The sequence below is a fragment of the Arenibacter certesii DSM 19833 genome (assembly GCF_000429545.1).
GTDB classification, from domain to species: domain Bacteria; phylum Bacteroidota; class Bacteroidia; order Flavobacteriales; family Flavobacteriaceae; genus Arenibacter; species Arenibacter certesii.
This window is the reverse complement of the sequence record NZ_AUCB01000005.1, coordinates 162,209-183,618: the sequence shown is the minus strand read 5'-3', so window position 1 is coordinate 183,618 and position 21,410 is coordinate 162,209. Positions and strand designations below refer to the sequence as shown.

At 38.2% G+C, this 21,410-nt stretch carries 13 protein-coding genes and 1 pseudogene; 11 read left to right on the top strand and 3 right to left on the bottom strand.

The window, feature by feature from the left end:
• The first annotated feature begins 120 nt into the window (after positions 1–120).
• The 4 genes from G466_RS23445 to G466_RS0102840 all read left to right on the top strand — a co-directional run bounded on the left by G466_RS23445 (position 121) and on the right by G466_RS0102840 (position 3,665).
• On the top strand, positions 121–1,236 hold the full coding sequence (locus G466_RS23445) for an adenylate kinase (protein ID WP_084418683.1): 1,116 nt from the start codon (positions 121–123) through the stop codon (positions 1,234–1,236).
• 151 nt (positions 1,237–1,387) lie between these two features.
• The gene (obgE, locus tag G466_RS0102850; RefSeq protein ID WP_026812295.1) at positions 1,388–2,389 is read left to right on the top strand and encodes a GTPase ObgE; all 1,002 of its coding nucleotides are present in this window, start codon (positions 1,388–1,390) and stop codon (positions 2,387–2,389) included.
• Between the two features lie 6 nt (positions 2,390–2,395).
• Positions 2,396–3,109: an ion transporter gene (locus G466_RS0102845; RefSeq protein ID WP_026812294.1), complete on the top strand. Its 714-nt coding sequence runs from the start codon at positions 2,396–2,398 to the stop codon at positions 3,107–3,109.
• A gap of 28 nt (positions 3,110–3,137) precedes the next feature.
• Positions 3,138–3,665, top strand: coding sequence for a DUF4136 domain-containing protein (locus tag G466_RS0102840; protein WP_026812293.1), 528 nt, complete (start codon positions 3,138–3,140; stop codon positions 3,663–3,665).
• 303 nt (positions 3,666–3,968) lie between these two features.
• On the opposite strand, the gene G466_RS24380 is transcribed toward G466_RS0102840, so the two are convergent.
• The 3 genes from G466_RS24380 to G466_RS0102825 all read right to left on the bottom strand — a co-directional run bounded on the left by G466_RS24380 (position 3,969) and on the right by G466_RS0102825 (position 11,295).
• Positions 3,969–4,127, bottom strand: a complete 159-nt coding sequence (locus G466_RS24380; protein ID WP_229797138.1) for a hypothetical protein — start codon at positions 4,125–4,127, stop codon at positions 3,969–3,971.
• Between the two features lie 78 nt (positions 4,128–4,205).
• Positions 4,206–10,292: an alpha-2-macroglobulin family protein gene (locus G466_RS0102830; RefSeq protein ID WP_026812291.1), complete on the bottom strand. Its 6,087-nt coding sequence runs from the start codon at positions 10,290–10,292 to the stop codon at positions 4,206–4,208.
• A 217-nt stretch (positions 10,293–10,509) separates the two neighbouring features.
• Positions 10,510–11,295, bottom strand: a complete 786-nt coding sequence (locus tag G466_RS0102825) for an SDR family oxidoreductase (protein WP_026812290.1) — start codon at positions 11,293–11,295, stop codon at positions 10,510–10,512.
• 187 nt (positions 11,296–11,482) lie between these two features.
• Here G466_RS0102825 and G466_RS0102820 point away from each other — a divergent pair, with 187 nt between their 5' ends.
• From G466_RS0102820 to G466_RS0102795, 7 genes and pseudogenes are all read left to right on the top strand, one after another.
• On the top strand, positions 11,483–12,844 hold the full coding sequence (locus G466_RS0102820; RefSeq protein ID WP_026812289.1) for a UDP-N-acetylmuramate--L-alanine ligase: 1,362 nt from the start codon (positions 11,483–11,485) through the stop codon (positions 12,842–12,844).
• A gap of 454 nt (positions 12,845–13,298) precedes the next feature.
• On the top strand, positions 13,299–13,682 hold the full coding sequence (locus tag G466_RS24375; RefSeq protein WP_229797137.1) for a carboxypeptidase-like regulatory domain-containing protein: 384 nt from the start codon (positions 13,299–13,301) through the stop codon (positions 13,680–13,682).
• Positions 13,661–16,588, top strand: a complete 2,928-nt coding sequence (locus G466_RS21310; RefSeq protein ID WP_308427460.1) for a SusC/RagA family TonB-linked outer membrane protein — start codon at positions 13,661–13,663, stop codon at positions 16,586–16,588. Before G466_RS24375 ends, G466_RS21310 begins: the two co-directional genes overlap by 22 nt.
• 26 nt (positions 16,589–16,614) lie before the next feature.
• The gene (locus G466_RS0102810; RefSeq protein WP_026812288.1) at positions 16,615–18,384 is read left to right on the top strand and encodes a RagB/SusD family nutrient uptake outer membrane protein; all 1,770 of its coding nucleotides are present in this window, start codon (positions 16,615–16,617) and stop codon (positions 18,382–18,384) included.
• Between the two features lie 198 nt (positions 18,385–18,582).
• Positions 18,583–19,281, top strand: a pseudogene (radC, locus tag G466_RS21305) (RadC family protein).
• A 127-nt stretch (positions 19,282–19,408) separates the two neighbouring features.
• Positions 19,409–20,704, top strand: coding sequence for a polysaccharide deacetylase family protein (locus tag G466_RS0102800; RefSeq protein WP_026812287.1), 1,296 nt, complete (start codon positions 19,409–19,411; stop codon positions 20,702–20,704).
• Complete coding sequence (locus tag G466_RS0102795) at positions 20,697–21,386, top strand: YjjG family noncanonical pyrimidine nucleotidase (RefSeq protein ID WP_026812286.1); 690 nt, start codon at positions 20,697–20,699, stop codon at positions 21,384–21,386. Before G466_RS0102800 ends, G466_RS0102795 begins: the two co-directional genes overlap by 8 nt.
• Positions 21,387–21,410: the final 24 nt, after the last annotated feature.

Sequence of the window (21,410 nt, the reverse complement as noted above, 5' to 3'; positions counted from 1 at the left end):
AAGATGGTATTTTAAGGACAAAAATACGGCTAAATCTTAGAAACTGGACCCGAACGGGTAAAAAAGAGAAATCAAAGTACTATATTTGGCATCTTGAATTTGTTATAAAAAACAGTAGCATTGATAAAGCTTCACGATAAATACTTTAAGCCATTTATAAGCGAAGGCGAAATACAAGCCGCAATTAAAAAAATGGCAGATTCCATTGCCGAGGACTATAAAGGGGAAGTTCCCATTTTTGTCGGGGTGCTAAATGGGTCTTTTATGTTCGTGTCAGATTTTCTTAAGGCGTATCAACATCCATGCGAGGTTTCCTTTGTGCGCTTAAGCTCGTATCAAGGACTTACTTCCACAGGAATTGTAGAAACCCTTTTGGATGTCCCTGAAAATATTGAAGGGCGTAGCGTTATTATCTTGGAGGATATTATTGATACCGGTAGAACAGTAAGGAAATTGGTAGACTTATTTTCGGCTACCAATGTAAAGGAGTTTAAAATCGCTACCATGTTTTACAAATTCGAAGTCTATAGTGGGGAATATGATATTGACTACTTCGGGATGAAGATCGAGGATAAGTTTATTGTAGGCTATGGATTGGATTATAAGGAATTGGGAAGAAACTTAAAAGAAGTATATCAACTTAATCAAAAACACATGATTAACCTCGTTTTGTTTGGAAAACCTGGTGCTGGAAAGGGTACGCAGGCTTCATTTTTAAAAGATAAATATAATCTTAAACATATTTCTACCGGAGATGTTTTTAGATACAATATAAAGAATGGTACCGAATTGGGAAACCTGGCTAAGTCTTATATAGATAAAGGGGAATTGGTGCCTGATGAAGTGACCATAAATATGCTTCAGGATGAAGTGGAAAAAAATGCAGAGGCTAGTGGCTTTATTTTTGACGGTTTTCCTAGAACTACTGCACAAGCAAAAGCTTTAGATGATTTTTTAACTTCCAAGCAGATGAAAATTGATGCTACCATAGCCTTGGAAGCTAATGATGAGGTTTTGATAAAAAGATTGCTAGAGCGTGGTAAGGTTAGCGGAAGGTCTGATGACCAAGATGAAAGTAAAATTCGCAACCGATTTGAGGAATATAACGAGAAAACGGCTCCTCTGAAGGATTATTATGATCTTCAAGGGAAGTTTCACAGTGTAAACGGAATTGGGTCCATTGAGGATATTACTAGCCGTTTGGCAAAGGTGATCGAAGAATTACAGGAGGCTTAAAGCATAAAATCGGTACGTCTCACTTGGGGTAGTCATGATGGATATAGTTAACGGAGGCTAACCAATTTTGCTGGACCACCTTAAGCTAGGGTGTCTGTAAAATTAGTATCACGCTTTTAGCCGATGGATATTAGAATATTAAACTAAATAGATGACTGAAGGAAATTTTGTTGATTATGTAAAAGTACACTTGGAATCCGGAAAAGGAGGAAAAGGATCGGTACACTTGCATAGGGAAAAGTTTATTACAAAAGGAGGTCCCGATGGGGGCGATGGAGGTAGAGGTGGACATATAATCGTTCGTGGCAATAAAAACCTATGGACTCTATTAAACTTTAAGTACACACGTACTTTCAGGGCCGGTCATGGAGAGCATGGAAGTAAGAATCGTAGTACTGGTGCAGATGGTGAAGATGTGTATATAGAAGTGCCCTTGGGGACGGTTATAAAAGATGCAGAAACACATGAGGTGCTTCTTGAGATAACCGAAGACCAAGATGAAAAAATATTGGCCAAAGGCGGCATGGGTGGTCGTGGTAACTGGCATTTTAAAACATCTACGAATCAAACTCCTAGGTATGCTCAGCCAGGAATGGAAGGAGAGGAGTTAGATCTTATCTTCGAATTAAAGGTTTTGGCCGACGTGGGTCTTGTTGGTTTCCCAAATGCAGGAAAGTCTACACTGTTGTCTGTTCTTACTTCAGCAAAGCCTAAAATTGCGGATTATGAATTTACCACCCTTAAGCCAAACTTAGGGATTGTGGAGTACAGGGATTTTCAAAGTTTTGTTATTGCTGATATTCCAGGAATTATAGAAGGTGCTGCAGAAGGTAGAGGACTTGGTCATTACTTCTTAAGGCATATTGAGCGAAATTCTACTTTGCTATTCCTAATTCCAGCAGATAGTAAGGATATTAATGAGGAATACGAAATTCTTTTGGATGAATTACGAAGGTATAACCCAGACCTTTTAGATAAAAAACGACTCCTGGCTATTTCAAAATCCGATATGTTAGACGAAGAGCTTATCGCTGAAATGAAGACGGAGTTGCATAAGGATTTTAAAGATGTGCCCTATATGTTTATATCCTCTGTGGCGCAATTGGGACTAGTGGAACTTAAGGATAAGCTTTGGGCCATGCTAAATGATTAGTTGCGTATGAGGGATTATTTAAGGGATATGGTGGAAGGAAATGAATCACGGGAAAGCCGTTATTTCGCCTTAATTATCCAAACCCTTATATTGATTTCCATTGTTGCTTTTACAATGGAAACGGTCCCTAGTATTAGTGATGACACCAAAATTATCCTTAGAGGAATCGAAATTTTCTGCGTGGTGGTTTTTAGCGTTGAATACTTACTTCGATTATATGTTTCCGAACGAAAGTTAAAATTCGTATTTAGTTTTTTTGGGATTATAGATCTACTGGCTATTTTGCCATTTTATTTGGCCTTAGGAATGGACCTACGTTCCCTAAGAGCACTCCGTTTTCTTAGGTTGTTTAGGATTTTAAAATTAATGCGGTACAATAAGGCTATAAACCGATTTTCCATCGCAATTAAAACGGCTAAAGAAGAAATTACCTTGTTTCTTTTTGTAACCCTAATCTTAATTTATTTATCCGCCGTAGGTATCTATTACTTCGAGAATGAAGTTCAGCCAGAGCATTTTGCCTCAATTTTTGATAGTTTATGGTGGGCTATAATTACCTTGACTACCGTAGGGTATGGAGATGTGTATCCCATAACATTGGGAGGTAGGATGTTCACCTTTGTTATATTGATGATCGGTTTAGGAATTGTAGCGATTCCTACTGGAATCATCTCCTCCGCTTTAACAAATTCTATAGATAAGGAAAAAGGGGAAGAATAATTTCACTATTTTTATAAAAATCTCCTTTATGAAAATTGTGCTTCCAATTTTGTTTCTAGTTTTATTAGCCTCTTGTGGCGTTGTTCGGATGCAATACGATTACGATCAGACAACGGAATTTTCTGCATACGCTACTTATAACTATTATCCCGATATGGAAACAGGTCTAAACGAGCTGGATACCCGCCGACTGATGAGAGCCATAGATTCTACTATGAGGGGAAAGGGCCTTCTGCTCTCCGAAGAGCCCGATTTTTATGTAGCTATTATGGGGCGTACTTATCAAGGAGCTAGAAATAACACCGTTGGCGTAGGGGTTGGTGGAAGTGGAAGAAGCGTTGGGGGTGGATTATCTGTGGGTATTCCTGTTGGTGCTGCCAAAATGGAAATGGAGATACAGTTCGATTTCGTAGATAGCCAAAAAGATGAACTTTTTTGGCAAGCCATTGCCGTTAGCTCTTTTAATGCCAATAGTACTCCCCAAGTACGAGAAGAAAAACTTAGTGCTATGGTAGCGAAAGCATTTGAAAAATATCCGCCTAAACAAAAGAAATAAATAGATCTATCCCTAATGGATTAGATTTAAAACACAAAAAGCAGGTAGCGTTAGCTATCTGCTTTTTATGTTTGTAGCAAATACTCTATTTCTTAAGGCCTCAAAATATCTTTATATCTTGCTTTATATGCATATAGCATAACCATATTTAATAGTATTAGAACCAATGCCCCCTCCCAGTGCTCCCGGCTCTAAAAAGGCATGGAATAAAATAGCGTTTACTGATCATTAAAATTAACATCATTAAAGGTGCTAATTTGTTGATTAATAGAGAAGTGCCACCAAGAATTGCCGCAATGATAACTATATTTTTGTATTGGTACCCACCAACGCAGAAAAGTAATTCATGGCGGCCTCAGACATTTCCCAAGCTGGCATAAAATGCAGGAATTTGTTTGCACCAAAACCAATGAGAAATAATCCGAAATCTATTCTTAGTCCTATGAAAAATGTTGCGTTCATATTACTTAGTTTAAGTATTTGCATACCTTATAAGTTAAGAAAAAATCAATGCATTAGGTAAAACTGTAAGGGTTTCTGTTAATTAACCTGTATCCTAACCCCTTCGCTGTGGCTACTGAATTCAGGAGCATACATACTTTGGATAGTGGTGATGCCATTGCTAAAATCACCAGCATTGTTTACTCTTAGGTCGTATTCAAATATGAAAACCCCTTTGGGGAGGTAGTCAAAAAAGAAATTTACACTCGCATCTTTAACATTTTCATAATACCCAAGTCCATCTTGCCATTTGTAGCTAGATAGTACGGTTGTGGGTTCCAATCCAGATGCTCTCATATCTTTCATGTGTACAAACTCCATCCCTCTGTCCGATCGTAATTCAATCCGTACCCTTACAAGGTCCCCTACATTTAATTCGGTTTTATTGGTAATCTCGCTAAGTTCCTCTCCGGTGGCAGTATTGTTTTTACGGAAAACCCTTTTCTTTAATTTTAAAGGGGTTGCTGCGGATGTTATTTTATCTAGATCCTCAAAATACTGCCAGGTTAAAGAACCCCACGCGCTGCCTTCCGATTTTTTGGTGAGTTGCACCTTGGCCATTTCATGAGTTATCTCTGCTCCGCTCCAGCTAGTCTTAAAGTATCCGGTTCCGGCCTCTACCGTTACATTTTCAAATTTTGCGGGATCTATTTTCTTCCCTCCAATAAGAATATCTACACCCTCAGAAACGGAAAGCCAATCACTACCTTGCAGTAGAAGCGCGTAAACAGCCTCGGTAGTAGCTTTGGTTGTTTTCCAGTGATTGGTCTGTTTGTCTTTTAACAACCATAATTTTAACAGTTCTATCTTTTTCGTATCGTTGTGTATTTCAGAAAAGGCTTCTATTAAGAGCGACTGTGTTTCTATGGGTGCTTGGTGCCAATGCCATGAAGCGGTATTTTCTTTCCAATACATTCCCATTTCCTCACTAGTAATGCTGTTTTCCTCCAAGGCCAAAATAATTTTTTTAGCGGTTGGTATATGGTTATTACGATATAAAACAAGGGATAGCAGCCCCTTGGAATAAAGACTTTTATTGGTCCAGTACTGTTGTGCCTGATCCAAATAATACTCCTTGATTTCTGAAGCTTTCCTGCTCATTTTATGATCTGGGAAGAAGCTACGCATATAGAGATAATGCAATTGGGTAGCACTTAGGTGATCCTTGCTAAGGTCAGTTGCATGTTTCTTCATCCTCTCGTATTCCGCAAGAAATTCTGCGTCCAAATAAGTAATAGCCTTAGAAATCATTTCTTGGGTCTCTTGGTTGTCGTTTCCATCAAAAGCTGAAGCATTCCCTCTAACATTTGCTGATGTAAGTTTATTGAGATGCCCAAAACCAATAATTATATGTTGGGTGATAAATCTATTCTCACGTCCCCCATTAAACCAAGCCCAGCCCCCAGAGGCCATTTGGTTTTGTTGCAATTGTCTTAAGCTATTTTGCTGGTCGTTTTTTAATTTGTTGAGGTCAAATAGCAGCGCTATACGTTTCTTTTGTTCCGTTTCAGACTGAGCATCCCTAAGCCAGGGTGTTTCTTGAATTAGAATGGATTTTAATTCTTGATTCTTTTCTAAATTACTTAATAAAGCATCAGAATTTGTCCATTGCTTAAACACCTCTTGAATTCTTGGATTAGAATTGGCAATATGGGCACCCAAGCTATTCGCATAATATCTAGAGAATATCTGTTCGCTGCAATCGTATGGGTACTCCATTAGATATGGTAGGGCCTGTAAAGCATACCAAGCAGGATTGGAAGTTATTTCTAAACTCAATTGATGATGCTTTAAAGTACTAGAATTAACGTTCTTTAATTTATCCAAAGTAAAATCTTTGGTCTGATTACCGTTTACATACATAGGTAGTGTTTCTGTTACTAAGGTGCGATTGCTAAGTACGGGGAGAATGTTTTGCTCTCCATCGCTATAGTTTCCAGCAACAGCCATAACCTTATATTGTACTGCCTGTACTCCTTCAGGAATTTTTATGGTCCAAGAAACCTCTGTATTTCCGTTACCGTTTACGTTAAACTCTTTAGTGGTTAAATCTGAAGGAGAAGCGGTTCTAGACAAAAGCAGCTCCTTGCTGATAGCTTTTCCAGTTACAGCATCAATCAACTCTATATGTGCTTTTCCTACTAATTCTTTGTCCGTTAAGTTGCTAATTTTACTACTAAAGGTGATTTGGTCACCTTCTCGCAAGAATCGCGGTGCATTTGGGATAATCATTAACTCCTTTTGAGTGACGCTGCTAAAGGTTGAGGTGGCGCTTTCTAAAGATTTGGTATGAGCCAATAATTGTAGCTTCCATTGAGTAAGCGCTTCTGGAGTAGTAAAATTAAAAGATACATTACCTTCCTTATCTGTTAAAAGTTGAGGAAAGAAGAAAGCGGTCTCTTGAAGGTTTTTCCGAATCTGGATATCGCCAAATTCAGATTTGTTTTTATCCTCCTCAATCGGTACTGATATATTCCCAACCTTATTCTGACTTATTTCTTTTCCAAATCCTACTACCACTGATTCATTTAATGATTCGGCTTCTGTTGCATCTTCCATCACGGCTAATGGTGCGCTGCTCTTCATCATCATGCGATCCCTAATCACTATGCCGTAGCCAAAATGTAGTCCAAACCAATTAAAGGAGTCATAAAGCTGTGAAGAATGGTTATTGTTTTGGTTGTAGTCTGCATAACTACTAAAGGAGGTTACACTGAAACTTTTGGATGGGTTCATGTAAAAGTTGGAGTAGTAGTTTTTTTGCTGATACGGGCTAAAATCCCAAGAGTGCGGCTTAAAAGCATCTAAGGAAGCATCGTACATACTAGCCATAATTTCAGCAGTTAGTCCATTCCCCTTTGATCCTTTTACTTTAAAAGACCACGTTTCATCGGTCCCTGGTTTAATTTTATCTCGGAAACTAACGGTTTCAATCTGTAGATCTTTATTAGGAAAGGGTACAGGGATGGTGATATTGCCGTTTTGAAAAGAATTAAAGGCAGAAAAGCTGTAGGTAATGGAAAAACCTCCTAAATCTTCCTTGGTAACCGGAAGTTTTATAGTCTTAATATTGTTGTTGAGTTTAATCTTGTGGGTAGCTACAATCTTACGGTCTTTTTCTACAAATAGACTTACAGTTAGGTCTTTGGCCGCTGATCCCATGCTGAGGATTACCTGATCCCCAACAGCATACGATGTTTTATCGGTCTTTATCTGGAAAAGTTGATTGTCTGCAAGGGTCTTGTCGGAGTTGCTGTATAGGGTGGTATAAGCAATGTCCTCTACCTCTTCACCAAACCTATCTTTGGTGGAAAGTTCTATGCGATATTTTCCTGAGGTCCATTTTTTCTTGAGGGCTAAATCAATTTTCTTCGATTTCTCTGTATCAAAGTGATCTTCCCAAACCAACTCTCCATTTTCCCATTGAGAACTATCGTCTTCATCGCCGAAAGCTTCGTGAGGAAAGAGCTCCTTAAACGTTTCTTCTTTAAAGCCACTATAGTCTGGTGCCGTCCAAGATCGTGCACGTAGCACATGGTCTGGGCCATTAAGTTTATACATTTTTAATGTGCCCTTGGTAGGGATAAACTGTCCATTAAGGTTGTGGGTGGTAATATTGAGTTCTTGTTTTTTAATGTTTCTATTGATGAGATCTGCAATTTTTACCTTTGCGGTAAGAGCATGGTAACCTACGCTAACGGTGGTGGTGGTACTTTGTGTTTCTCCATTAAGGTCGGTTATATCAGCAGTAACTTCATAATTAAAAATAGGCATGTTTTGTTTTGGGACCGATAGGTCGGGTATAGCTTTGAAATTTATAACGTATTTCCCCTGATAATCGGTTGTAGTGCTGCCCTGAGCTATTTCTTGTGGTGTTCCTCTATAAATTGGTAGGTGACGACCATACCAAATAGGGAAGTTTACAATCCGTTTAACTGTATATTTTACCTGGGCATTTGTGATGTTGCTCCCAGCATATCCCATAGCTTTACCCGTAACTTTAATACTGTCGTTTAGTCGATAGGTATCTGTAATAGGCTCAAATGTGGTTTCAAATTTGGGGCGTTTATATTCTTCTACGGAAATAGTTTGATGCCCTTTTATATTGAATTCTGTGGAAGAGACCTCCAAGTAAAATTCACCTGTTAGACCATTACTAGGAATTATAAATTCCCCAGAAAATGATCCATAGTCGTTGGTTTTAAATTCATGTGCTGATACCTCTTGTTGGTTAACATCCTTTAGTAATACACGAATATTGGCCTGTGTTAATATTTCAGAGTTATCATCGGATCTTTTCAAAGCAATCCCTTTGAAATACAAGGTTTGTCCAGGTCTGTAGATACTCCGGTCTGTTAAAAGAAAGCAAGGGTAAGTGGTTTCTTTTTGATCCGAATTGTACTTGTTAGGAACGTAGAATTCATTAAAATAGGCCACTTGTCCATTGTGGGTCACCTCTGCACTGATACTATTTTTATAAGATGAATTGCGCGGAAGAGTTACCATGCCCATATCATCTGTGGTCATAGTTTTTGTTACAAAGGGTTTATTGTAGTTTGACTGATAGGTGAATTTCACTTTGGCCCGTGCTATAGGAGATCCATTATTCCGATCTGTAACTTGGTAGTTGTTAAAATCGTTGGTTGTAGACTCCACCAGGGCGATATCGGTAACTTGTATAGGACTAAACGAGTAGTTGTTGTCGTTGCTTCCTTTTGGAATGGCCAGAAGAACAAAATACCCGTTGGGAAGTTCTGGTAAAATTATTTCAGTACTGTGATTTTGGTAATCCTTTTCATTTGTTAAAGATGATTCCCATTGCCTTTCGATTGCAAGTTTTTTAATAAAAGCCAATTTCTTCTCCTGAGGATAAAGTTCGTTCAAAGCTTTTAACTCTTTAATGGTAACCTTGTGGGCAGATAATTGTAATTGGGATATGTTTTTATAATTTACCAACAAGCGCGAAGGGCTATTTACAGGAATATGCATTTCTGCGGTTAGCTGTAAGCTTGTAGCTAGGATCTGAGACTTTAAGACATTACATTTTTCTGCAGCCTTACTATTTGGGAACTGGGCAATTACCGATTCACCTATCTCTAATGCCTCTTTTTGTTTCCAACGAGGTGCTACATTGGTGGTGGGGTGATAGGTATTTCCATTTTCGTGAAGGGCGAGAGCAATTTCATAACGATAAAGCGCTCCGTTTTCATCTCCTTTATATGCCTCGGCAGAATTTTGAAGTACCTCTATGTATTGGTCCTCTATGTTTGGAAATACAGCATTCTCTCTAATGAACTTTAATCGCGCTATATCTACATCTATAAGAGCTTCTATGGAAGTGTCGGATGAATGGAATGCCACTAGTTGCTGATATATCTGTAATGCTTTGGCCTGTGGAGATATTTTTTCTTTTGGATTAAATTCCTGTTGAACAAACTGTTTAGCATCACATAAAACATCGGCATTGTCCAATTGAAATTTATCAGCAGGTTGGCTTATGCTATTTTCAGATCTGCTAAAGAAATCAAGAGCATTATGCGCCAATAGATCAAATAAAGTAGGTCTATATTTTTCAGATTCCTTTTGTTTCTCCAGAATTTCATTGAATTGCTGTACAGGTAGCTTTTGTAATAAGGATGGATTTTCTAATGATGCCTCAAAATGATTTCCAATTTCGTTAAATAGGGTGGTAAGGTCCCACGTTCTAAAGTCGGTGCTATCTATTTTTGCTTCTGTTTTGGTGCGTTCATAAAATCGATATCTATTTTGTTGGAAATACTGCCAATAAAGGTTCGCTAAATATCCTTCAAGTATATTTTTTACTGGCTCACTGCTTGCTGCTATTTGGACTTTAAAATCCGTAATTATATTTAGTTGTGCCTCTTCCTCCAAAGTCAGGCTGTATTTGGAAGAGTACAATAAGGATTTAACAATTTGAGATTTTTGGTTTTCTTTTTTTGCTTTTGCTGATATTTTATTCACCACTTCTAAAGCAGATTTGGTCATGGTTTCTTTTTCCAATTTTTCTACTTGTTGCCATAAAACATCATAATTGGATGTGGGTTCTTGAGATTGTGCCATATGGGCGAAAAGTAATATGGTGCATATTGTTGTTAGTTTTTTCATAGGATGATAATAGTGAGCAAGTTTTTAGTTACGCTATCCTTTTAAATTAATCTAGATTCTATCTAAGTTGATAAAGTAATATATAAGGGCTAGATGCAAAAAAGATACCAGTGTTGCTTGAAAGTGCAAAAAATTAATTCTTAATCCTTAGGAGGAAGCATCTCTTTGATTAATAAGCCCCTCTTTTGGTCTCTTGATGGCAGTGGCAAATGCTACCTTAAATAGATTTTAACATTCCTCCGTCTATGGGAATATTTGCACCCGTTATAAAAGAGGCCTGCTCAGAGGCCAAGTAGGCTACCAAATATCCATATTCTTTTGGGTCGCCAAATCTACCCAAAGGGACATTGGTTTTCATTTGTTGTTCTAGCTCCTCTATAGGGATTCCTAATTCTTTTGCTTTACCCATATTAAGATTTTTTAGGCGTTCTGTATTAAAGTAACCTGTTAACGTGTTATTGACAGTAATGTTAAACTGCCCAACTTCTATGGCTAAAGATTTGGCCCACGAAACTACGGCCGCCCTTATGGCATTAGAAAGCACCAAATTAGAAATAGGCTCTTTAACCGATACCGAAGCAATATTAATAATTCGCCCATATTTATTTTCTATCATTCCTTTAAGGGCTAATTGGGTGGTTATAATTGTAGTCTTGAACAGTAAGTCGTAAGCTTCTTGGTAATCTGTAGCCTCTTTTTCCAAGGCATTACCTGCTGCAGGACCTTGGGTGTTATTTACCAAAATATCTACTGTATTATGCTTAAAATAGGCATGGATGTTTTTTTTATAACGCTCTAGATCCGTGTAATCCACCACTATATACTGGTGGTTTTGACCTTGGTCCGTAGGTAGTTGTGAAATTATTGATTTTAGTTTGTCTTCGCTCCTAGCCAATATGGTGACACTAGCTCCACTTTTGGCTAACTGCTGGGCAATGGCTTTTCCAATTCCCTTACTACTACCTCCTATTAGTGCCTTTTTGTATTTTAATGATATTTCCATGGGTCTACAATTTAAGCAACTCTAATTTACTACTATTACATCTTATAAGCTTAAAGAATTTCATTATACAGTTTTCGCAGATTATTTATTCTTCCTAGGGAATATATTTTACCATTCAAAATTTTAAATGGAAGCGGGTGTAAGGCTATTTCAATTGTTATCTTTGCGTTTTATAAAATAGATTTTAATGCACATTCATTTTATTGCAATAGGCGGGAGCGTTATGCACAACCTAGCCTTGGCGCTACAACAAAAAGGATATACTGTTTCTGGTAGTGATGACGTAATCTACGAACCTGCGCAGAGCAGATTGAAAGAGAGTGGACTTTTACCCGAGACTTTTGGTTGGTTCCCAGAGAAGGTGGGGTCTCATTTGGATGCAGTTATTTTAGGTATGCATGCAAAAGTAGATAATCCGGAGCTCCTAAAGGCACAGGAATTGGGACTTAAAATCTATTCGTATCCCGAATTTCTTTATGAACAGTCGAAATATAAAACTAGGGTGGTGATAGGGGGTAGCCATGGTAAAACTACTATTACGGCTATGATTCTTCATGTAATGAAATATCACGATCGCCCAATAGATTATGTGATAGGTGCTCAACTGGATGGTTTTAATAAAATGGTTCATATTACTGAAGAGAACGATTTTATTGTGCTGGAAGGGGATGAGTATTTATCTTCAGTTGTTGATAAACGTCCAAAATTTCATTTATATCAACCTAATATTGCTTTATTGAGTGGTATTGCATGGGATCATATTAATGTATTTCCCACTTTTGACAACTATTTGGAACAGTTCAAGATTTTTGTGGATAGTATAGTAAGAGGGGGTAGTATAACTTACAATGAGGAAGATAAAAATGTAAGTAAGATCGTAGAGGCTTCCGAAAATACAATTAGAAAACTAGCCTATCATACTCCAGAATATTCAATAGAAAATGGCGAAACCATTTTGGTAACTCCAGACGGACCAATGCCTATTCCTATTTTCGGGAAACATAACCTTAGCAACTTGGCCGGTGCAAAATGGATATGTCAGAATATGGGTTTGGATGAGGAAGATTTCTATGAAGCCATGTCTACTTTTACAGGAGCTTCTAAGCGCCTAGAAAAATTAGCTGAAGGAAAAGTAAGTGTGGCCTATAAAGACTTTGCTCATGCGCCTAGCAAGGTAAAGGCTAGCACGGAAGCGGTTAAACAACAGTATCCAGATAGGAAACTTTTAGCATTCCTAGAATTGCATACTTACAGTAGTTTTAATCCTGAATTCTTAAATGAGTATAAAAGAACCTTGGAAGCGGCAGAAGTGGCAGCGGTTTTCTACCTGCCAGAATCGGTTAAAATAAAGGGGCTTAAAGAAGTGTCTGCAGAACAGATTAAAAAGGCCTTTGGTCGTGAAGATTTACATGTTTTTACCAGTAAAGAGGAATTTAGTCAATTTGTGCTGGGGCAAGAGTATGTAAATAGCGTCCTCCTTTTAATGAGCTCTGGTACCTACGGGGGACTCGACATGGAGGCGGTGAGAAATAAGGTGATCAATGCGTAGTAAACTTTCAATTCTTATTTTAAATATCAAAGAGATATAACCGTCTATCTTAGTGGAAGGAAGTTTATCCTGGGAAATGTGAATAGTACCCTGTTGCTCAGGCCCAGATAGATTTAAGTGTGGTTAGTAATAAAAAACCTGCCTTAATTGAATTCCTTGTTATTAAGGGTTAGGTCTTAAATAAGTCAAAGTATTTTTTCATAGAAGCCATTCTGTTATTCAGAATGGCTTCTTCTTTCAATCTATTTTATAGGTTGCACTCTCCTAAAGCTAAATGGGGGGATAATTTAACACTGGTTATGACGCTTGCTAACTATTTTAATTTTTAAGAAGCTAAATTTCCTCGCTTTAACATAAGTTTGTATATTTCGTGTTTGGAATTATGGATGATGAATATTTGCCTTTATTATTCTATTAAGTCCAAAAAAATTAACTAACTAATAACTAATTTATTATGATTAAAAGAACATTGTTATTCTTTAAATTACGGCGAAAAATATTTTCGTATGGCCCTGGCTTATTACTGCTAGTACTTGGGCTTATTTTTCCGGGCTCTTTGTTGGCGGCCAATAACGAGTATGTGGTATCCAGCAATAGTATTCAAAATCCTATTACGGGTGTAGTTTTAGATGATGAAGGTATGCCAATCCCAGGGGCTAATGTGTTAGAAAAAGGCACTACCAATGGAACGGTAACCGACTTTGACGGGAATTATAGCATAAATGCAGCATCAGATGCTGTTTTGGTCATTTCTTATATCGGATTCAAGAGTGTAGAAGTGCCTGTTAATGGGCAGAATTCTATAGATGTGAGCTTATCCACCGGGGTACTGCGTTAGAAGAGATTGTTGTTGTAGGGTACGGAACCCAAAGAAAACAAGATTTAACCGGTGCTGTTTCAGTAGTTAAAACTGAAGATTTGGCTAAGCAACCTTCAGGACAGGTTACGAGTCAGTTGCAAGGTAGAGCTTCTGGGGTGACTATCACCGGAGGAGGTCAGCCAGGTGAGGCGCCTCAGATTAAAATTAGGGGATCCAATACTTTTGGGAATAACAGTCCCCTTTATGTAGTGGATGGTATTCCAACCGATAATATTAATGACCTAAACCCCAATGATGTAGCGTCTATGCAGGTTTTAAAAGATGCTGGTTCTGCTTCCATCTATGGGTCAAGAGCAGCGAATGGGGTAATCGTTATTACCACCAAAAGAGGTAAGGGGAAAATGAAGGTTACCTATGATGCCTATTACGGGACTCAGATGGTGAAAAGTGGTAACCCATGGAATATCTTGTCATCTCAAGAAATGGCCGATCTTACTTTTATGGCTTTGAGAAATACCAATCCTGGGGATCCTATTAATCACAGTCAATATGGTAATGGTGCTAGCCCTGTACTTCCTAATTATATTGCTCCAGTAGGTGCCGATACGGTAGACGAAGCACTTTATAATGTAAATCCTTACTATACGAATAGTTCAGATTTAAATAATTTTTATAGAATTGTAGAGGCTAATAAGGAAGGAACTAACTGGTTCCAAGAAATTTTTAGTCCTGCTAGTATTACCAGTCATAACTTATCTGTTAGTAATGGTAGTGAAAAAGGAAGTTATTTATTTTCATTAAATTACTTTGATCAAGAAGGAACTTTAAAAAACACGTATTTAAAACGTTATACAATGCGTTCCAATACGGTATTTAATATATCGGATAATTTAAGGGTAGGGCAGAATCTTAGTTTTAGTGTTAGAGAGAACCCACAGATTAGTGCATTGACTGAAGGAAGTGCCATTGGAATGGCTATTAGACAACAACCTATTATTCCTGTACGGGATATTAAAGGGAATTTTGCAGGCTCGTTTGGTTCGGATTTAGGAAATGCAAGGAACCCGGTTGCCCAATTGGACCGAATTAGAAATAACAGAGGAGTGTCTAACCGTATATTCGGTAACATATTTGCGGAATTAGATTTCTTGGAAAACTTTACACTTAGGACTAGTTATGGAGGACAGTATTTCTCTAATAGCTTTAATTCCTTTTCTTATCCAGAATATGAAAACGCTGAAAACAATTCGGTAAACTCATACACTGAAGGCGCAAATACTCGATACAATTTTACTTGGACCAACACGCTGCAGTATACCAATACCTTTAATGATATACACAATGTAAACGTGTTAATCGGTACGGAGGCTTATCAGAATAGAGAGCGTCAAGTTGGAGGGACCATGCAAAGCTATTTTTCATTTGACCCGAATTATGTAACCTTGGAAACAGGTTCAGGCACACAGACCAATTACAGTTGGAAAAGACAAGATGCATTGTCATCTCTTATCGGACGCTTGGACTATAATTTTGATGACAAGTATTTGTTAAGCGCTACCATACGTCGCGATGGATCATCTAGATTCCTAAACAATCAATATGGATGGTTCCCAGCAGTGAGTGCAGGTTGGAATATTGGTAATGAAAACTTTATGCCAGAACTAGATTGGTTAAACGATCTTAAAATTCGTGGTGGCTATGGAGTTATGGGAAACCAATTGAACGTAGATCCTGCAAACTCGTTTACCACCTTTGGGGGTAATCAACAGTCTTCCTATTACGGGATCAGCGGGGGCAACCAAAGTATAGCTGAAGGTTTTCAGCAGACTAGGTTGGGGAATCCGGACGCAAAATGGGAAAAGAATACCAATTCCAATATTGGATTGGATGCTTCTTTATTCAACAATAGTGTACAGCTAAGTGTGGATTACTATAATAAAGAGATAAAAGACCTTCTTTTTAATCCTAACTTACCCGCTACTGTGGGGAACGCTACAGTTCCTTTCGTAAACGTTGCGGAAATGGCCAATAGTGGTTTGGATATGGATGTTTCTACGTTCTTTAATTTAACGGACGACCTACGTTTAAACACAACTGTTACACTAACTACTTATAAGAACGAGATAAAAAAGATTGCCGATGGTTATGCATATTTCGATAGGGAAGGAAGACGATTTAATGGAAGTACTATTATTAGAAATGCAGTCGGACATTCTGTAAGTGAATTTTACGGATACAAGATTGCAGGATTCTGGAATTCGGCAGATGAGATTGCCAATGCCAATGCTGATGCAGTTGCGGTAACTGGTAATCCAAACGCAACTTATCAGTCAGATGTTGCGGTGGGTAGATTCCGTTATGAGGATATAGATGGTGATGGAAGAATAACGGCCGATGACCGTACTTTTATTGGAAATCCAAATCCTGACTTTACCTATGGATTAAATTTAGAACTGATATATAAGAATTGGGATCTAAGTATGTTCTTATATGGTACCCAAGGAAATGACATCTGGAACAACGTAAAATGGTGGACAGATTTTTACAGCTCATTTACAGGAGCTAAAAGCCACACAGCTTTATACGATTCTTGGACCCCACAAAATATGAATGCTACGGCGCCAATTCAAGAAACAACGGGATCTTTCAGTTTAGCGGATGTTCCTAACTCCTATTTTGTGGAAGATGGTTCTTACCTCAGGGCAAAGCATATACAATTAGGATATACCTTCCCCTCTGATGTTATGAATAAATACAGTATTTCTAAATTGAGGTTGTACGCGCAAATGGTGAATGCATTTACCATTACCTCTTATTCTGGTTTGGATCCTGAAATATCTGGAGGAACAGTTAATTTTGGAATAGATGAAGGAGCCTATCCTAATCAAAGGCAACTTCTTTTTGGGGTAAATGTTATTTTTTAATGATGATGAACAATAAATTAAAGTATATGAAATTCATAAAACAAATAAATAGACTATTTATTCCTGTGCTTGCATCGCTATGGTTAGGTAGCTGTACCGATAATTATTTGGAGCAACCTGCCTTGGGAGCACTTAGTGAAGACGTTATCGCGAATAAGGATGGCGTAGACAAACTATTGATCGGGGCTTATGCGGCCCTGGACGGTGCGAGTGTTGGAGGAGGAGCATGGGAGTCATCCCCAGACAACTGGATCTATGGAACCGTAGCGGGTGGTGAAGCCAGTAAAGGAAGCTTTGGAGGGGATCAGCCCGCCATTGATCAAATTGTGAAATTTATCTCCAATCCATCAAATGGATTCTATAACAATAAATGGAGAGCGGCATATGAAGGTATTTCAAGGACTAACAATACCTTGAAACTCTTAGCATTGGCGACAGATATTTCTGAAGAAGATGGAAAGAATTTGGCAGCTCAAGCCCGTTTCTTAAGGGGGCACTATTACTTTGAACTGAAGAAGATGTTCAATATGGTGCCATGGATTGATGAAACTACCGAAGATCCAAAGCAACCAAATAATGTTGATATCTGGCCTAATATAGAGGCAGATTTTCAATTTGCGTTTGATAATTTGCCAGCTACACAAGACGATTTTGGTAGAGCTAATAAGTGGGCAGCCGCAGCTTATTTGGGTAAATCGTATTTGTACCAAAAGAAATTCATGGAAGCCAAAACTATATTTACCGAGGTGATCAATAGTGGGGTGAATCCGGGGGGAGTAAAATATGCACTTATCGATAGGTTTAGTGATAACTTTGATGCTGCCGTGGAGAATAATTCTGAAACAGTATTTGATATCCAAATGGTAGCCAATGACGGTACCAGTTCTATAGCCAACTCCAATCAAGGTGGGATGCTAAACTTTCCATATAACAGCCCCTTTAGATGCTGCGGATTTTACCAACCCTCACAAGACTTAGTAAATTCTTATAAGACGGATCCAGTAACAGGACTTCCTGATCTTACAAGCTACAACCAGAATGCTGTAAAAAGTGATATGGGGATTACCAGTGATGATCCTTTTACGCCTTATACTGGAACATTAGATCCTAGATTAGATTGGACAGTAGGAAGAAGGGGTGTGCCTTATCATGATTGGGGCAAACACCCTGGTGCAGCTTGGGTAAGGGAACAGACCTATGGTGGGCCCTATGCCCCTAAAAAGAATATCTACTGGCAAGCAACACAGGATATCTATTCTGATCAAAGTTCTTGGGCACCTGGTACAGCACTTAATGTTCGTGTAATTCGTTTTGCAGATGTGCTTTTAATGGCAGCAGAAGCGGAAGCACATGCAGGTAGTTTAGATGTGGCTCTTGGTTACGTAAACAAAGTGCGCCAAAGAGCAGCCAATCCAGATGGATTCTTAAAAGAGTATATAGACGATAACGATCCGATGGCAGGTTTTAAAGAAACTTCCACTGCTGCAAATTATACTATTTCCGACTATACCATGGCCGACTTTGGTTCCAAAGAAATGGCACTGGACAGAATCTACTTTGAAAGAAAATTGGAACTTGCCATGGAAGGGCACCGGTTTTTTGACTTGGTACGTTGGGGCATAGCCGAGCAGACCCTAAATGCTTATTTTGATTATCAGGGAGCTATAACTACTGATGTTAGAGGAGGAAAGTTTATTCCAGGGAAAAGTGAATACTACCCTATCCCACAGGCCCAGATAGATTTAAGCGTAGGTGCCGATGGGCAGCCAACCTTAACGCAAAATCCAGGTTACTAAGGACTAGATCTTTAATAGGTAAAAGTATTTTATTAAAGAAGCCATTCTGAATTTCAGAATGGCTTCTTTTGTTTATATCTACTTAATTTAGTAAATAGAATCCTATTTTCACTAAAACTTGCATATGGGGAATTGATCCCCATGATGGGATCTATAAAAGATAAATTTACAATTGACTATATTTCTTATCTTTAACCTATGCAAGAAAATCTAACCTCCTTCTCCATTAAAAATTGGTCCGATGATGATAAACCACGAGAGAAATTGGTGCATAAAGGTAGAATGGTGCTTTCGGATGCAGAATTGATTGCAATCTTAATTGGGTCTGGAAGTCGCAATGAAAGCGCGGTAGAACTCTCAAAGCGTATTTTGGCTTCAGTGGACAATAACCTTAGCGAGTTGGGTAAGCTTTCAGTAAAACAGCTGATGCATTTTAAGGGTATTGGAGCGGCAAAGGCTGTTACAATTGTTGCGGCCCTGGAAATTGGACGTAGACGTAGGGGAGGAGACGGATTAAAAGTCACTAAAATTACATCCAGTAACAGTGTGTTTGATCTATTGCAGCCTAAAATGGGGGAGCTTCCCCACGAAGAGTTTTGGATCGTGTACCTCAATAATTCCAATAAGGTGTTATTTGCCGGTCAACAGAGTAAAGGGGGGATCACCGGTACTTTGGTAGATGTTCGCTTGGTATTAAAGAAAGCCTTGGAATTGGGTGCTGTAGGACTTATCCTTGCGCATAACCACCCTTCTGGAACTTTAAAACCAAGTGAGGCAGATAAACATATTACTCAAAAATTAAGGTTGGCATCCTAGGCCTTGGATATAAAAGTGTTGGACCATGTCATCATAACTCAAAAAGATTATTTTAGTTTTGCCGATGAAGGCCTGCTCTGATCAATAGGTTTTATATTTATCGGTTAGAGAAAGTTTTGTAGATACTGTGTTAGAATGTTATCAAGGTATTTTGCAGGCTTCAATTAAAAGATAGGTCCAAAAATCCGGAAGGATAAAAATATTGACTATGCTGCTTATTTACACCCATAAAATCACATCTCGTTTTAGATATATAACGAAGCATTTATTTACTGCTATTTTGGGTATAGAAGTGGTTTACACTACCAAAGTAGAGGATTTTATAAAACATTCTGGCCCCAAGATTACCTATACTAAACAGCCTCTCCAAAACGAATTTTTTGTGAGAAGTAATGACCTATTATTCGAGCAGGGAATAAACGATCTCCAGATTCATGTTTCAGATTGGGAAGGAACCCCTTGCTTTTTTACTGCTGGAGACCGCAGCAATCTACCCTTTGATATCTTTGCAGCTAGTTTCTATTTGTTGAGTAGGTACGAGGAGTATTTACCGCACGTTAAGGACATACATGGTCGTTTTCCTCCCAAGGACAGTATCGCATTTCAAAATGATTTTTTACATATACCTGTAGTGGATATATGGGCCAATAAGTTATTGAAGCTGCTGAGGGAAAAGTTTCCAGATTTGGTAAGGAAGCCCAAAAAATATCGTTTTATGCCAATAATTGATGTTACTACATCACATTGTTTTTTGCATAGAGGCTTAGTAAGAGGGATTTCAGGTCTTCTTCTGGACTTAGGATCATTAAAGTTAAAACGTGTAGTAGATAGGATTTCGGTATTGTTGAAAGTAAAAAAGGATCCGTATGATAACTTTTTTGAACTAATAGAGCTGCATAATCAATATAAGGCTAAAGGATTGTTCTTTTTTCAGTTTGCCGGATATTCCACCTATGACAAGAATGTGTCTCCCAGTAATAATAAATTTAAATACCTTATAAAATCTGTTGCCGATTATGAGGTGGTTTCCCTATGCTGTTCGTATAGTTCTTTTAATGATATTAATTTATTGATGGAAGAAAAGAGAAATCTTTCCAACGTAATTCATAGGCCTATCAATAGTTCTCGGATGCGATTTAACAGGGTGGAAATTCCTGAAACGTATAGGAATTTGGTAGAGGCCGGCTTTACCCATGACTATACCATGGGATATACCCACGAAAGTGGATTTAGGGCGGGTAGTTGTACACCATTTTATTTCTATGATATACTTTTGGAGGTGCAACAACCAATAAAAATACATCCCTTTGCGGTGCATGATTATAGTTTGTTAAGATTTAGAACCAAAGAAGAGGCGCTAAGTGAGGTAGAAGCCCTTGCCTTAGAGGTAAAAAGAGTAAATGGCACTTTTGTTACGGTGTTTTCCAATGAGCTGCTAGGAGGCGAAGCTAAATTGGATTGGAAAGATTTATATAGGAATATAATTAAAAAAGTTTATGTATAGAGGATCGGTAACCGATGTGTTTTTTGATTTAGATCACACACTTTGGGATTTTGAACGGAATTCTGCCTTAACCTTTCAAAAAATCTTGTCGGAATGTGGAGTGGGAATTGATTTGGATGATTTTTTAAAAGCATATACTCCCATTAATCTTAATTTTTGGAAGTGGTATAGGGAAGGGAAAATCAACCAGAGTGAATTAAGGTATCAAAGGTTGAAGACTACCTTCGATTCTTTGAAATTTAGAGTTGGGGATGAGCTTATACATACCCTATCTGAGCAGTATATAGCTCATTTGTCTTCTTATAATCACTTATTTCCCAATACAATAGGGATTTTAGAATATTTAAAGCCCAAGTATAAACTCCATATCATTACCAATGGGTTTCAGGAGGTACAGGATAGGAAGTTGCGCAATGCGAATATTGCAACCTATTTTGATCAGGTAATAAATTCTGAAATGGCCGGGGCAAAGAAGCCAGACCCTTTAATATTTCAACTAGCATTGGAAAAGGCCAATGCGGTGCCACAAAAGTCAATTATGATCGGGGATAGTCTGGAGGCAGACATCCTTGGTGCTAAAGCCGTAGGACTCCATGTGTTGCATTTTAATGCGCATAATGAACCCAAACACAACTATTGTTGCATCATTCATGATTTGGATGAAATAAAATTATTTTTATAGAGTTATCTTTAACGTAAGGTCGCA